This is a genomic window from Mesorhizobium sp. M0037, from assembly GCF_040323635.1.
In the GTDB taxonomy this organism is placed as follows: Bacteria; Pseudomonadota; Alphaproteobacteria; order Rhizobiales; family Rhizobiaceae; genus Mesorhizobium.
On sequence record NZ_JAMYVB010000022.1, the window covers coordinates 84,405 to 99,356 of the forward strand.

At 63.8% G+C, this 14,952-nt stretch carries 13 protein-coding genes and 1 pseudogene; 9 read left to right on the forward strand and 5 right to left on the reverse strand.

The window, feature by feature from the left end; translation table 11 throughout:
* Positions 1-9: 9 nt before the first annotated feature.
* Both NKJ78_RS26700 and NKJ78_RS26705 read right to left on the reverse strand, forming a co-directional pair.
* The gene (locus tag NKJ78_RS26700; protein ID WP_023737986.1) at positions 10-1,617 is read right to left on the reverse strand and encodes a GMC family oxidoreductase; all 1,608 of its coding nucleotides are present in this window, start codon (positions 1,615-1,617) and stop codon (positions 10-12) included.
* Positions 1,614-2,204: pseudogene (locus tag NKJ78_RS26705) on the reverse strand (FGGY-family carbohydrate kinase); the annotation flags it as partial. The gene NKJ78_RS26700 and the pseudogene NKJ78_RS26705, both read right to left, overlap by 4 nt.
* A gap of 197 nt (positions 2,205-2,401) precedes the next feature.
* Between NKJ78_RS26705 and NKJ78_RS26710 the strand changes: the two are divergent.
* Both NKJ78_RS26710 and plsY read left to right on the forward strand, forming a co-directional pair.
* A complete protein-coding gene (locus NKJ78_RS26710; RefSeq protein WP_023670503.1) occupies positions 2,402-2,932 on the forward strand; it encodes a hypothetical protein in 531 nt (176 codons plus the stop codon).
* A 16-nt stretch (positions 2,933-2,948) separates the two neighbouring features.
* Entirely contained in the window at positions 2,949-3,587 is a 639-nt protein-coding gene (gene plsY, locus NKJ78_RS26715; RefSeq protein WP_031253450.1) for a glycerol-3-phosphate 1-O-acyltransferase PlsY, read from the forward strand.
* Between the two features lie 22 nt (positions 3,588-3,609).
* Here plsY and NKJ78_RS26720 read toward each other — a convergent pair whose 3' ends face one another.
* Positions 3,610-4,866, reverse strand: coding sequence for a ubiquinone biosynthesis hydroxylase (locus tag NKJ78_RS26720; RefSeq protein ID WP_023737984.1), 1,257 nt, complete (start codon positions 4,864-4,866; stop codon positions 3,610-3,612).
* Positions 4,867-4,981: 115 nt separating this feature from the next.
* On the opposite strand from NKJ78_RS26720, the gene tesB reads away from it, so the two are divergent.
* From tesB to xth, 6 genes are all read left to right on the forward strand, one after another.
* Complete coding sequence (gene tesB, locus NKJ78_RS26725) at positions 4,982-5,857, forward strand: acyl-CoA thioesterase II (RefSeq protein WP_023737983.1); 876 nt, start codon at positions 4,982-4,984, stop codon at positions 5,855-5,857.
* Between the two features lie 218 nt (positions 5,858-6,075).
* Complete coding sequence (locus NKJ78_RS26730; protein ID WP_023670499.1) at positions 6,076-6,414, forward strand: P-II family nitrogen regulator; 339 nt, start codon at positions 6,076-6,078, stop codon at positions 6,412-6,414.
* Positions 6,415-6,427: 13 nt separating this feature from the next.
* Positions 6,428-7,876 carry an ammonium transporter gene (locus NKJ78_RS26735; protein ID WP_373420142.1) on the forward strand — a complete coding sequence of 483 codons (1,449 nt, stop codon included), beginning with the start codon at positions 6,428-6,430 and terminating at the stop codon, positions 7,874-7,876.
* Between the two features lie 345 nt (positions 7,877-8,221).
* Positions 8,222-10,891, forward strand: a complete 2,670-nt coding sequence (locus tag NKJ78_RS26740; protein ID WP_352562734.1) for a DNA translocase FtsK — start codon at positions 8,222-8,224, stop codon at positions 10,889-10,891.
* Between the two features lie 137 nt (positions 10,892-11,028).
* On the forward strand, positions 11,029-11,709 hold the full coding sequence (locus NKJ78_RS26745) for an outer-membrane lipoprotein carrier protein LolA (RefSeq protein ID WP_023683897.1): 681 nt from the start codon (positions 11,029-11,031) through the stop codon (positions 11,707-11,709).
* Between the two features lie 198 nt (positions 11,710-11,907).
* Positions 11,908-12,714 carry an exodeoxyribonuclease III gene (gene xth / locus NKJ78_RS26750; protein WP_352460309.1) on the forward strand — a complete coding sequence of 269 codons (807 nt, stop codon included), beginning with the start codon at positions 11,908-11,910 and terminating at the stop codon, positions 12,712-12,714.
* 159 nt (positions 12,715-12,873) lie between these two features.
* On the opposite strand, the gene NKJ78_RS26755 is transcribed toward xth, so the two are convergent.
* Positions 12,874-13,329 carry a cyclic nucleotide-binding domain-containing protein gene (locus NKJ78_RS26755; protein WP_023670494.1) on the reverse strand — a complete coding sequence of 152 codons (456 nt, stop codon included), beginning with the start codon at positions 13,327-13,329 and terminating at the stop codon, positions 12,874-12,876.
* Positions 13,330-13,506: 177 nt separating this feature from the next.
* The gene (locus NKJ78_RS26760; protein ID WP_023670493.1) at positions 13,507-14,190 is read right to left on the reverse strand and encodes a response regulator transcription factor; all 684 of its coding nucleotides are present in this window, start codon (positions 14,188-14,190) and stop codon (positions 13,507-13,509) included.
* A gap of 145 nt (positions 14,191-14,335) precedes the next feature.
* On the opposite strand from NKJ78_RS26760, the gene NKJ78_RS26765 reads away from it, so the two are divergent.
* Complete coding sequence (locus tag NKJ78_RS26765) at positions 14,336-14,872, forward strand: L,D-transpeptidase family protein (RefSeq protein WP_198026975.1); 537 nt, start codon at positions 14,336-14,338, stop codon at positions 14,870-14,872.
* Positions 14,873-14,952: the final 80 nt, after the last annotated feature.

A 14,952-nucleotide genomic window follows, 5' to 3' on the forward strand; every position in this document is an offset into this window, starting at 1 on the left:
GCGGCGACGTCATGCAGGCCGGCGGATCATATCCGCCGCCTTCTCGGCGATCATCACCACTGGCGAGGCGGTGTTGCCGGAGACGATGCGCGGCATGATCGAGGCGTCGACGACGCGCAGGCCCTCGACACCGGTCACGCGCAGGTCCGGGCTGACGACGGCGCGGCCATCGACACCCATCCTACAGGTGCCGACCGGGTGGAAGATGGTCGTCGCGATCGAGCCGATCTGGTGCAGCAGGTCCTCGTCCGACTGGTGGGCGAGACCAGGCAGGATTTCTTCCGGATGGAAGCCGGCAAGAGCCTTGGCGGTCATGATGCTGCGCGCCTGGCGCACCGAACGCAGCGCGATCTCGCGGTCGCGCGCCGTAGAGAGGTAGTTCAGCCGGATCTCCGGCTGCACGGCCAGCTCGCGCGTCGTAGCGTGCACCGAGCCGACGCTCTCGGGCCGCAGATTGCAGACCGACATGGTGATTGCCGGGAACGGGTGCAGCGGGTCGCCCAGCCGGTCGGTAGACAAGGGCTGGACGTGGTACTCCAGGTCCGGCGTCGCCATCGACGGATCGGATTTCGAGAACATGCCGAACTGGCTCGGCGCCATCGACATCGGTCCCGAGCGGCCAAAGGCATATTGCAGCGCGATCTTCGCCTTGCCGCTCAGGCTGTTGGCTAGCGTGTTGAGCGTCAGCGCCGACGACACTTTGTAGACAGTGCGGATCTGCAGATGGTCCTGAAGGTTCTCGCCGACATCGGGGCTGGCGTGAACCACATCGATGCCGAGCGCGGCGAGGCGATCCGGCTCGCCGACCCCGGAAAGCTCCAGCAGTTTCGGCGTGTTGATCGAGCCGGCGGTCAGCAGCACCTCGCTCCTGGCCTTTGCCTCGATGGTTTGGCCGCCGACGCGATAACAAACGCCGATAGCACGCTTGCCCTCGAACAACACCGTCTCGACATGCGCGTTGACGACCAGCCTGAGGTTCGGCCGTCGCAGCGCCGGGCGCAAGAATGCCTTGGCTGTGTTCCAGCGCACGCCCTTGCTCTGGTTGACTTCGAAGAAGCCGGACCCCTCATTGTCGCCGTCGTTGAAATCCTCGCGCGGCATGATGCCGAATTCCTTGGCCGCCTCCTGCACGGTGTTCAGGATCGGCCAGGACAGGCGTTGCCGCGCCACTTTCCATTCGCCGCCGGAACCGTGCAGCTCGGTCTTGCCGCCATGATGGTCCTCGGATTTGAGGAAATAGGGCAGCACATCGTCCCAGCCCCAGCCGACATTGCCCATCTGCCGCCAGCCATCATAGTCCGCCGCCTGTCCCCGCATGTAGATCATGCCGTTGACCGAGGTGCAGCCGCCCAACACCTTGCCCCGGGGATAGACCAGCGAGCGGCCGTTCAGGCCGGCTTCGGGGGCAGTCTTCATCATCCAGTCGGTGCGCGGATTGCCGATGCAATAGAGATAGCCGACCGGGATATGCACCCAGTGATAATTGTCGCTGCCGCCGGCCTCAAGCAGCAGCACGCGCGTCGCCGGGTTTTCGCTCAGCCGATTGGCCAGCACGCAGCCCGCCGTGCCTGCGCCGACGATGATGTAGTCGTAGTCGCCATCGAGCCGTTGGGTCATTGCGGTGGTTTACTCGGCGGTGTTCTACTCGGTTCTGCCGCCTGTTCGTCCCAGAACGATCGCAGCGTATCGGCAAGGCCGCAATAGGCGCGATAACGCCTGTTGTAATGGTCCTGCATGGCCGGGTTCGGACGATAGGCGGCGCTTGACCGGGTCATGGCGTCGACGCCGGCCTCATAGTCGGCGAACAGGCCGGCCGCGACCCCGGCGCCGATTGCCGCGCCAAGCGCGCCGGTCTCGCGCGCCTCAGGCACGGTGATCGGCACCCCAAGCCCGTCGGCGAAGATTTGCGGCCAGTGCTCGCTGCGCGAGCCGCCGCCGGACAGGACCGCCTTGTCGAAGCTGACACCGGCGTCCTTCAGGACATTGATGTGGCGCCTATGCTCGAACATCACGCCCTCGAACAGCGCGCGCAGCATATGGCCTTCCCTATGCCAGCCGGCAAGGCCGTAGAAGCCGGCGCGGTATTCCGCCCCATGCCCCGACCCGTAGAGAAACGGGTGGAACATCGGATCGTCCCAGGCCGGCGTCACCGCGCCGACAGCCGCATTGCAGTGGCCGAACGGATCGTCATGATGGGCACCGCGCTCGATGCGAAGTCGGCGTTATCGCTAAGCGGTTGCACCATCAGATGCCCGTGACGAGCGACCTGAACCCAGGACGTCCGATCTCGGCGTCTGGATGATTAGGGGGCCAGCTCTGTTTTCTCATCAGATACAATTCTGCGTGTTGAAGCAACGCCGGAGTTCTCCTATCGTCGCCGCAATTTTCGGGGGAATTCGACATGCCTTTCCTGATTGCTATTCTCGGCGTGCTGGGAGCCGGGGCGTTCTGGTGGTATCGCATGAAGGCCATGAACGAAGCCGCGCGCGAGGTCGCCGACGTCGTCGGCCGCGTCCAGGGCAACATAAGGCGCAAGAAGCTGCGCAAGCAGGCGGCGCTGTCGCCGCTGACGGCGATCGACGATCCGGTGGTGGCGGCGGCAACGCTGATCACCGCACTGGCAGCGGAGCACGGCCCGATCCTGCCGAAGCGCGAAACGGTCATCCGCGAGGTGATCTCGCAGATTGCGGACAACCAGAAGAAGACCGATGAAGCCGTCGTCTACGCCAAATGGGCCGCGGCGCAGATCGACGACACGACGATCGTCATCGACAAGCTGGCGCCCTTCCTGCGCGAGCGCCTCGATCCGCATGAGCGCGAAGACCTGCTGCAGATGCTGGATCGTGTTGCCAAGAGCGGCGAGCAGAGTTTCAAGGTCGCCGACCAACGCATGCTGCGACTGCGGCAGAAGCTGGGGTTTGAGGTCAACTGAGAAACAGCCCGGGCGCATGTCATTCTGGATAGCGAGCGTGGTAGGATCGGCTGCCGCTTACCTTATCGGCTCTACGCCTGCCGGCTACCTGGCGGGGAAACTGCTTAAGGGCATCGATATCCGGGAGCACGGCTCCAAGTCCACCGGTGCGACAAATGTATTGCGCACACTCGGGAAATGGCCAGCATTGGTGGTGCTTCTGGTGGACGTGCTGAAAGGGGCGGCAGCGGTCATCTTTGCCCGTTGGTTTTGTTTCTGGTCTTCCGCAGCGCCGCCGTCGGCAATATCTGATATGCCCGTTTGGGCTCCTTGGATTGTATGCCTGGCCGGACTCGCTGTTTTGCTTGGGCATAGCCGTTCGATCTGGCTGAATTTTACCGGCGGCAAATCGGCTGCGACGGGGTTGGGTGTTTTGTTGGCGATGTCCTGGCCTGTGGGTCTAGGCGTGGCGACGGCATTTGCCGTGGTGTTGGCAGTTTCCCGAATTGTGTCCCTGAGTTCGATGCTGGCGGCGCTCACCGCGATCGCCCTCGTCGGCGGCATGGGACAACCATTGCCCTACCGGTTGCTGGTCATCGCCGGCGGCATCTACGTGATCGTGCGCCACCGCGCCAACATTGCGCGGCTGATGTCAGGAGCCGAGCCGCGTCTATGACAAAGCGGCACTCATTCCCGGCCTAAATCGCCTCACCCTTGAGCAGCCGTGGTGTGCCGTTGGACAACCCCGACGCCTGGCGGATGAAGAACTCCTTCAGCCTGGGCATCCGTTCAACAAGGCCGAGGCCTATGTCGCGGAGCTGGCGCAGCGGGCCGATGTCGTTGGAAAACAGCCGGTTCAGCACATCTGTGGTGACGCCCATCTGCACCGTGTCGAAGCGGCGCCATTGCTGGTAGCGCTCGAGCACGTCGAGCGCGCCGATATCCTGTCCCAAGCGATCGGCCTCGACCACCACTTCGGCAAGGGCCGCCACATCCTTGAAGCCGAGATTGAGGCCCTGGCCGGCGATCGGGTGGATGCCGTGCGCGGCGTCGCCGGCAAGCGCGATGCGCGGGGCGACGAAGGCGCGCGCGATGGTCAGGCCGAGCGGCCAGGCGCGCGGCTTGTCGGTGACGCGGATTTCGCCGAGCTTCAGGCCAAAGCGCAATTCAAGCTCCTGCTCGAAGACGAGGTCGTCGCCCGAGACCAGCTTTTCGGCATCCTCGGAACGTTCGACCCAGACCAGCGACGAACGGTTGGTGCCGTCCTCGGTGGGCTTGAGCGGCAGCGTTGCAAACGGGCCGGCCGGCAGAAAATGCTCTTCGGCGCGGCCATTGTGCGGGCGCTCATGCGCCACCGTGCAGACGATGCCGGACTGGCCATATTCCCATTTCACCGTCTTGATGCCGGCCATGTCGCGCAATTTGGAATTGACGCCGTCGGCGGCGACCAGCAGCCGCGCCTCAATCGCCGCGCCGTCGGCCAGATGCACGGTGATGCCGGCGCCATTGCCGTCGAACGATGCGACCGCGACACCTTCGATGATGTCGATGCCGAGCTTTTGCGCGCGGCGGCGCAAGGCGCCGTTCAGGTCCTTGTTGGCGACCATGTGGGCGAACGGTTCGCCCGGCGCGACCTCGCCATCGAAGGTGAGAAACACCGGACGCACCGGGTCGGCGGTGCGCGAATCGGTGACGATCATCTCGGTGATCGCCTGCGATTGCCCGACGATTTCCTGCCAGACGCCGAGCTGGTCGAGCATGCGGCAGGCGGCGGCGGCGATCGCCGAGGCGCGGCCGTCTTTCTGCCAGATGCCGGCGGGCGCGGCATCGACGACCGCGACGGCGAGGCCCGGTCGCGCCTGTTTCAGCGACACGGCGGCAGCCAGGCCGACATAGCCGGCGCCGGTGACCAGCACGTCGAGCGAGGTTTTTGCGGCCGTCTTGCGGTCTGCCATGACAATTCCTTTCGAAGCCTCGGCCATCTTGGCCCCGTGCTAGGATATTCCGGCCTTGACTGCCCGCCATTCCTGTCGGAAACCGCGATAGCATCTTACGGCGAGGTCACGAAACATGACGGCGGCCATGGACGAGCTTCTCAGCATTCTCGACCTCGAGCAGCTTGAACACAATCTGTACCGTGGTCGCAGCCCCAAGCTCGACTGGCAGCGGGTCTTCGGCGGTCAGACCATCGCCCAGGCGCTGGTCGCCGCGCAGCGCACGGTCGAGCCCGAGCGCCATGTGCATTCCCTGCACGGCTATTTCATGCGGCCGGGCGACACCAAGGTGCCGATCGTCTACGAGGTCGACCGCATCCGCGACGGCGGCTCCTTCACCACGCGGCGTGTGGTGGCGATCCAGCACGGCCAGGCGATCTTTTCGCTGGAGGCCTCGTTCCAGCAGGACGAGATCGGGCTCGAGCACCAGCTGCCGATGCCACGCGACGTGCCACCGCCCGACAGCCTGTTGTCGCAGCGCGAATTGCTGGGCAAATTCGGCGAGGCGGTGCCGGACGGCATCAAGCGCTACTGGGAGCGCGACCGGCCGATCGAGATGAAGCCGGTGATGCTGAAGCACTACACCAGCCGCGAAAAGCTGGAGCCGCAGCAGAACATCTGGATCCGCACCACCGGCCCGGTGCCGGCCGACCGCGGCATCCAGGCGGCGGTGCTTGCCTACCTCTCCGACATGACGCTGCTCGACACCTCGACCTTTGCGCACGGCCGCGCCATTTTCGACCGCGACATCCAGGCGGCGAGCCTCGACCATGCGATGTGGTTCCATCGCAGCCATCCGCTCGATGACTGGATCCTGTACACGCAGGACAGCCCGTCGACGCAGGGGTCGCGCGGCTTCACCCGCGGCTCGCTGTTTGCCCGCGACGGCACGCTGATCGCCTCGGTTGCCCAGGAAGGCCTGATCCGGCTGAAGCGGCCGCCTGCGGAATAGGCGTTTTCGAAAAATTGCCTACTTTTTAATCAGTGACTGTCCGTTGACAGTGCGCACCGTGGCGCCGGGACTCGAGCGACCCGTTTGTTTACAATGAGTTAGCACCCTGCTTCGGCAACTGGCACGGAGCTTGAATCCTGTTGGGCACTCTCCGGGCTTTTTGGGATCGGTGAAGGTGTGCAAACGCGGGGGACCGCAACAGCAAAGGGTGAAACCTTATGAAAATCGTGATGGCAATCATCAAGCCGTTCAAGCTCGACGAGGTGCGCGAAGCGCTCACCGCCGTCGGCATCCAGGGCCTGACCGTCACCGAAGTCAAAGGCTACGGGCGTCAGAAGGGACACACGGAAATCTATCGCGGGGCGGAATACGCGGTCAGTTTCCTGCCGAAAATCAAGATCGAAGTCGCGGTTAGCACAGACCTGGTCGACAAGGCCGTCGAAGCCATCACGGCGGCGGCCAAGACCGGCCAGATCGGCGACGGCAAGATCTTCGTCTTCGGCATCGATCAGGCGGTGCGCATCCGTACCGGCGAAACAGACACCGACGCACTTTGAGCGGCGAACACGTATTCCAATGGAGAGTTCAATGAATATACCTTCCACCTTGAAGTCAGTGGCGCGCTCCGCGCTGCTGGGCTCCTTAGCGCTCGGAGCATTGGGCACGGTTGCTGCCTTCGCGCAGGAGGCGGCTCCCGCCGTCGCGGCGGCAGCGCCAGCAGCGCCGGCTTTTACCGTCGACAAGGGCGACACCACGTGGATGATGATTTCCACCGTGCTGGTGCTGTTGATGACCATTCCCGGCCTTGCGCTTTTCTACGGCGGCCTGGTTCGTACCAAGAACATGCTGTCGGTGCTGATGCAGGTCTTCACCATCACCAGCGTGGTCATGATCATCTGGGTCTTCTACGGCTACAGCCTCGCCTTCACCCCGGGCAACGCCTTCGTCGGCGGCCTTTCGAAGATGTTTCTCTCCGGCGTCAACGTATCGACGCTTTCGGAAACCTTCAGCAAGGGCGTCGCCATTCCTGAACTGGTGTTCGTCGTCTTCCAGATGACCTTCGCCTGCATCACGCCCGCCCTGATCGTCGGCGCATTCGCCGAACGCGTCAAATTCTCTGCCTTGATCCTTTTCGTTATCCTATGGGTGACGTTAATCTACTTCCCGATCGCGCACATGGTCTGGTTCTGGGGCGGCCCGAGCGCCTATGCCGACCCGTCCGGCCTGATCTTCAGCTTCGGCGCCATCGACTTCGCCGGCGGCACGGTCGTTCACATCAATGCGGGCATTGCCGGTCTCGTCGGCGCGCTGATGATCGGCAAGCGCATCGGCTACAAGAAGGACATCATGGCGCCGCACTCGATGACGCTGACCATGGTCGGCGCTTCATTGCTGTGGGTCGGCTGGTTCGGCTTCAACGCCGGTTCGAACCTCGAAGCGAACGCCTATGCGGTGTTGGCGATGATCAACACCTTCGTCGCCACGGCGGCGGCGGCAGTGGCCTGGATCGTGCTTGAATCGCTGCTGCGCGGCAAAGCCTCCATGCTCGGCGCTGTTTCGGGCGCGGTCACCGGCCTCGTCGCGATTACGCCGGCTGCAGGTTTTGCCGGCCCGATGGGCGCTATCGTGCTTGGCATCGTCGCCACCTTCGTCTGCTACTTCTTCGTCTCGGTGGTGAAGAACACGTTCGACTATGATGACAGCCTCGATGTCTTCGGCGTCCACTGCGTCGGTGGCATCATCGGTGCGCTAGGCACTGGCATTCTGGTCAATCCCGCCCTCGGCGGCGCCGGCATCGTCGACTATTCGACGGCCGACTTCGCCGCCGGCTATGCCGGCACGGCCACGCAGCTCCTGGCGCAGGGCAAAGGCGTCCTGGTAACCCTGCTGTGGTCGGGCATCGGCAGCGCAATCCTCTACAAGGTCGTCGACTTGATCATCGGTCTGCGTCCGACAGCCGACGCCGAGCGCGAAGGCCTCGACCTGACTTCGCATGGCGAAGCGGCCTACCACTCGTAAGCCTTGCGGGGCGGCCTCGGCCGCCCGCATTCTCCCATCCCGTCGTGACGCTCCCGAAAGGAGTTCACGCTTTGAGGCCCGGGTCATTCCGGGCCTCTCTTTTTGGCAACCGTGCTGGCAGGCCTCCGTCCCTGCGCAATCACGTTCTAGTGATGGCCGCCGGCGGGGAGACGTCGACCGGATTGGTTCCGAACTGTTGAGACTGCCTACAGTGGAGTGAGCAAGATCGTGGCTCTGGGTGCGTATAGTTAATGCGGCCTTAACCTTCCCCCCGATAGTCTGACATCCGAATCTGCCGGAGTGCGTCATGCGCCCGGCCAGTCCATGACAGACGGGGAACGAAGCATGCGTTCAGGGGCTTCAGCACCGCTCGCGCTGACCGATACGGGGCACGGCATCCAGGCATTCGCGCGGCGCCAGGTCGGGCGGCTGGTCGGCGCCGGCCTGTTTGCGCTGGTCGCCTTTGGCGTCGCGGCGCTGGCGACCTGGAACGTCGCCGATCCCAGCTTCTCGCACGCCACCGACAACATCGTCACCAACGCCATGGGCTATGCGGGCGCGGTATTCTCCGACCTCGCCATGCAGTTCTTCGGCCTTGCCGCGGTTGCCGCCCTGGTGCCGGCGGTGATCTGGGGCCTTCTTCTGTTTTCGGCGCGCGGCGTCGACAGGCTGCCGAAGCGCGGCCTTGCCTGGTTCGGCTTCGCGCTGCTCGCGGCGGCGATGGCCGGCTGCGTGGTGCCGCCCAAGACGTGGCCGTTGCCGACCGGCCTCGGTGGCGTGCTCGGCGACATGGTGCTCAATGTTCCGGGCCTGGTCATTGGCGGCTACCCGACCGGCATCGTTGCCAGCATCATTGCCATGGTGCTCATTGCGCCGGCGCTGTGGCTGTTTGCCTATGGCTCGGCGCTGATTGCGCGCAAGAACGGCTTTGCCGTCATGGAGCGCACCGCGGAGCCCGATCCCCGAGAGGACGACCTGCTCTTCGACGAAGACGACGAGGAGGGCGACGAAGGGATACTGGCGCTCGGCGCCGTTACCCACTGGTGGCTGTCTTTCCGCGCCTGGATGCATCGCCGGGCTGTGCGCCGCCAGCAGGAGCGCGACGAGTTCGAGCCGGAGATGGAGCAGCGCTCCACCGCATGGCGCCGCGCCGCCGAACGGGTCGAATCGGCGGAATTCGCCGAAGCGCGGATGAGCCCGGATGGCCGCGCCCGCGTCGAGCCGGAATTCTTCGCCGCCATGGTCAATGACCGCAGCGTTTCCGTCGATCCGGACGATGACGACGTCCTCGATGCCGGTTTCGACAATGGCGACGAGGAGATCGAACTCGACGACGAGCCGGTCCAGCGCCGTGCCGCGCCGAACGCCAAGGTGCAGAACTTCCGCTCCGATGCGGCGACCCGCGTCGCCGCACCTGCGCCGCGTCCCGCTCCGGGCGCGCGCGTCCAGCGCGAGGCGCAGACCTCGCTGATCGGCTCGGAAACATTCGAAATGCCGTCGCTGCATTTCCTGTCGGAGCCGAAGAACGTGGTGCGCGACGCCAGCCTGTCCAAGGACGCGCTGGAGCAGAATGCGCGCCTGCTCGAAGGCGTACTGGAGGATTTCGGCGTCAAGGGCGAGATTATCGCGGTGCGGCCCGGCCCGGTGGTCACGCTCTATGAGCTGGAGCCGGCGCCCGGCATCAAATCGTCGCGCGTCATCGGACTGTCCGACGACATCGCCCGCTCGATGAGCGCGATTGCCTGCCGCGTCGCCGTGGTGCCCGGCCGCAACGCCATCGGCATCGAATTGCCGAATGCCAAGCGTGAGACCGTCTATCTCCGGGAGATCCTGGCCAGCCGCGATTTCGAGGCGACCAAGTCCAAGCTGGCGCTGGCGCTGGGCAAGACCATCAATGGCGAGGCGGTGATCGTCGACATCGCCAAGATGCCGCATGTGCTGGTCGCCGGCACCACCGGCTCCGGCAAGTCCGTCGCCATCAACACCATGATCCTGTCGCTGCTCTACAAGCTGACGCCGCAGGACTGCCGGCTAATCATGATCGACCCGAAGATGCTCGAACTCTCCGTCTATGACGGCATCCCGCACCTTCTGACGCCGGTGGTCACCGACCCGAAGAAGGCCGTGGTGGCGTTGAAGTGGACGGTGCGCGAGATGGAGGACCGCTACCGCAAGATGTCCAAGGTCGGCGTGCGCAACATCGACGGCTTCAACGCGCGCGTGCAGTTGGCTGAAAAGAAGGGCGAAAAAATCTCGCGCACCGTGCAGACCGGCTTCGACCGCCAGACCGGCGAGGCGATCTACGAGACCGAGAACCTCGATCTCGAGCCGATGCCCTACATCGTCGTCATCATCGACGAGATGGCCGATTTGATGATGGTCGCCGGCAAGGACATCGAAGGCGCGGTGCAGCGCCTGGCACAAATGGCGCGCGCGGCCGGCATCCATGTCATCATGGCGACGCAGCGTCCGTCGGTCGACGTCATCACCGGCACCATCAAGGCCAATTTCCCGACCCGTATCTCCTTTCAGGTGACGTCGAAGATCGACAGCCGCACCATTCTGGGCGAGCAGGGCGCCGAGCAGCTGCTCGGCATGGGCGACATGCTGTACATGGCCGGCGGCGGCCGCATCCAGCGCGTGCACGGCCCGTTCGTCGCCGACGACGAGGTCGAGAAGATCGTCGCCCATCTGAAGCTGCAGGGCGTGCCCGAATATCTCGACGCCATCACCGAGGATGACGGCGAGGACGATGACGAGCCGTCGGGCAAGGGCGGCGCTGGCGGCGGCGGCAACAGCAATTTCGAGGATTCCGACGATCCCTACGACCAGGCGGTCTCGGTCGTGCTGCGCGACGGCAAGGCGTCGACCAGCTATATCCAGCGCCGGCTCGGCATCGGCTACAACCGCGCCGCCTCGATCATCGAGAAGATGGAGAAGGAAGGCATTGTCGGCCCGGCCAACCATGCCGGCAAACGCGAAATTCTGGTGCCGACCGAGGACGACAAGTTCTGATCAGCCGATACGGCCCGGCGGCAACCTTGAACCTTTTGGCGCGTTACAGCGACTGAGCGCTGTCCGGCCGCCAAACTTAAGTCTAACTGGGGGTCCACGGACTGCAACGAGACACACACCACACGAGAGTGACCGGCATGAAAAACGATCTTTCCGCGATCAGCGATTTCGCTCCAAACCGTCGCCAGTTGCTCGGCCTTGGCCTGATGCTTGCCGGCGCCGCGGCCATCAACGTCGTGCCGGGGTTCCAGCTCTTGGCCTCGGCGCAGGCGGCGGTGCCGCCGACGGCGCAAAAGATCGCCGACCATTTCTCCTCGGTCAAATCGATGAGCGGCGAGTTCGTCCAGTTCGGCCCCAACAACCAGCAGACCGGCGGCAAGTTCTTCCTTGAGCGGCCAGGCAAGATTCGCTTCAACTATGACGGCAAGTCGAATTTCCGGGTGATTTCCGACGGCAAGTCGGTGGTCATCCTCAACAAGCGGCTGAAAACGTCCGATCTCTATCCGTTGTCGAAGACACCGCTGAAGCTGTTGCTCGACACCAAGATCGACCTCTCGGGCGGCCGCGTCAAATCGATCAAGGAAGAGAGCGACCTCACCACCATCCAGCTTGCCGACAAGTCGGTGTTCGGCAATTCGAAGATCACCATGATGTTCGATCCGAAATCCTATGATCTGCGCCAGTGGACCATCACCGACGCGCAGGGCAAGGACACCACGGTGATGATCTACAACACCAAGGAAGGCGTCAGCTTCCCTGCGGATACGTTCGCCATCGACTATACGGCGAACCGCGAGCTGAACACCAACCACCGCTAGATCCGGTCAGGCCGGCCTGCAAATGGCGATCTCCTGCGCTTCCGGCGCTCACGTGGTTTAAGTACGCTCCGCTCCGGTTCTCGGAGACCACCATTTTCGACTCGGCCTGACCTGAATCAGGGCCGCCGCCCGCAAAGGCTGGCTTGTGTTTGTGGCGCTCGGCTGGCAGTAGATCGGCGACCTTGTTCGGATCGCCGCATGTCCTTCTCCATCGCCACCTGGAACATCAATTCCGTGCGCCTGCGCATGCCGATCGTCGAGCGGCTGCTGACGGAGCAGGCGCCCGATGTGCTTTGCCTGCAGGAGACGAAGGTTCCCGACGAGCTGTTTCCGGAAAAGGCGTTCCGCAAGGCCGGCTACGAGCACATCGCATTCCATGGCCAGAAGGGCTATCACGGCGTTGCGACGGTGGCGCGGCGGCCGATCGAGATTGTCGAGAAACGGCGCTTCTGCGAGATCGATGACAGCCGGCATCTGTCGGTCAAGGTGCAGGCCGGCGGCAAGGCAATCCTGGTCCACAATTTCTACGTGCCGGCCGGCGGCGACGAGCCCGATCCGGAGATCAACCGCAAGTTCCGCCACAAGCTCGATTTCGTTGCCGAGATGAACGCCATCCACGCCGCGCATGACGAGGTGTCGGCTTCGATCCTGGTCGGCGACCTCAACATCGCGCCGCAGGAGCACGATGTCTGGTCGCACAAGCAATTGCTCAACGTCGTCAGCCACACGCCGGTCGAGACGCAAAATTTCGACGCGATGCGGATCGCCGGCGACTGGGTCGACCTGATGCGGCTCGACGTGCCGCCAGAGCAGAAGCTCTACACCTGGTGGAGCTATCGCGCGCGGGACTGGGAAGCCTCGAACCGCGGCCGCCGGCTCGACCATGTCTGGTCGTCACCGAACCTGGTGCCGAGCTTTGCCGGCTATGAGATCCTGCGAGAGGCGCGTGGCTGGGAGCGGCCCTCGGACCATGTGCCGGTGATTGCGCGGTTCGACCTGGATTAGGCGTGCCGATATTCAGGTGAGGCCGGCCTGCAATGGCCGATACCTGCGCTTCCGGTGCGTACTTTGAGTACGCTCCGCTCCGGTTCTCGGTATCAGCCATTTTCGACTCGGCCTGACCTGAATCTCGACACACCCAAGCGTGAGCGCGGTCGCGGGGACCTACCCGCCAAACCTTGGGGCCAACTTCTCGATGCGGGCGATCATGGCCTGAAAATCATCGAGGATGCGCTGGTGCAGTTTCACCGCCACTTCGGGATATTCCTCCAGGATGCGGCGAAACATCTTGCGGCTCAACCTTATCACTTCCGAATCGGTCTCGGCCGAGGCGCTGGTCAGCCGTCTTGAGTCGGCGATCAGCGCCAGTTCGCTGAGGATCGTGCCGGGGCCGGCGGTGCCGATCGGGATGCGGTCGCCGTCATGCTCGCGGTAGAGCACGATGCGGCCACTGACCACGATATAGGCTGAGTCGGCTTCGTCATCCTCGCGGTACAGCTTGCGGTCGGCCTGCAGATGGGTGGCTTCGGCGCCGAAGGCGAGCAGGCGCAGCTGTTCCTGCGTGAAACCCTCAAAGAGCTTCACGGCGGACAGGATGCGGATGTCGTCATCCAGCGCCATCTCTAGCTGCGTCCCCGAACGGTCAGTCCAATCCCTCCCTTAGAGCGCCGCGCGTCCAATTGGACGCGCAAAGGACGCTCTAACACTTCAATCTGCGCAGCGGGCCGATCCAGGCTCCCCCAGCCGGATCCTCCCCGAAACAGTCCCGCCCCGACCGCTTATTGAACAATGAAAAGTTTAAGGAACCAGCTTGTAGCCGCCGCTTTCTGTCACAAGAATTTCAGCATTGGAAGGATCGCGCTCGATCTTCTGGCGCAGCCGGTAGACGTGAGTTTCCAGCGTGTGCGTGGTGACGCCGGAATTGTAGCCCCACACTTCCTCGAGCAGGACGTCGCGCGTCACCACCTTCTGGTCGGCTCGATAGAGATATTTGATGATCGAGGCTTCCTTCTCGGTCAGCCGCACCTTGCCGCCGCGCTGGTCGATCAGAAGCTTCTGGCTGGGCTTGAACGTGTAGGGCCCGACCGAAAAGGTGGCGTCCTCGCTCTGCTCGTGCTGGCGCAGTTGTGCGCGTATGCGGGCGAGCAGCACGGCGAAGCGGAACGGCTTGGTGACATAGTCGTTGGCGCCGGCCTCGAGGCCCAGAATTGTGTCGGAATCGGTATCGTGGCCGGTCAGCATGATGATCGGCGCCTTGTAGCCGCCCTTGCGCAGGATCTTCACCGCCTCGCGGCCATCCATGTCGGGCAGCCCGACATCCATGATGAGCAGGTCGATGAGCCCGCCGCGCGCCGCGGCGACGCCTTTGGCGGCGGTCGCTTCCTGCAAGACGTCGAATTCTTCGTAAAGGGCCAGTTGCTCGACGAGGGTTCCGCGCAGGTCGTCATCGTCGTCAACGATCAGAATGGTACGTGATGTCATGGATCAATCCATTGTTTTGAAAAGAATTTTCAGTTGACCGCCCCCCATTTATGCGGAAGCTGACCGGCGCAACAGTCCGATCACAGTGATTTGTTCCGTGACACGATCATACAAGAAAAAACGCGATCGCAATGCAGCCGGCGCAATTTTGCCGAAAGGGCTGCGTGTGCTGGTGGTTCGGGCGAGGCCGGGCAACCCCAGCCAGGGGATATTGCAGGCCGGCAGCAAGGTGTTTGCCTGTGCGCTCGGGCGCGGCGGCATCTCGGCCCATAAGCGCGAAGGCGACGGTGCGACGCCGCTTGGCGAGATGCGGATTTTGTCAGGATATTTTCGGGGCGATCATTTCGCGGCCGGCCGCAAAACCCGGCTGGCGATGGCGCCGATCGGCGCCGATCTCGGCTGGTGCGAGGTGCCGGACGACCGCAACTACAACCGGCCGGTGAAAATCCCCTATGGCGCCAGCCATGAGCGAATGCGGCGCGACGACCGCCTCTATGACGCCTGCCTTGTGCTCGACTGGAACATGGCGCCGCGCCGGCGCGGCCGCGGCAGCGCCATCTTCTTCCATCTGGCGCGCCCAGGCTTCACACCGACGCAAGGCTGCGTGGCGGTGACAGCGCGGACAATGGCGCGGCTGTTGCCGCTGGTGTCGGACCGGACGGTGGTGAGGGTGGTGAGGTAGGGAGTAGGGAGTAGGGAGTAGGGAGTAGGGAGTAGGGAGTAGGGAGTAGGGAGTAGGGAGTAGGGAGTAGGGAGTAGGGA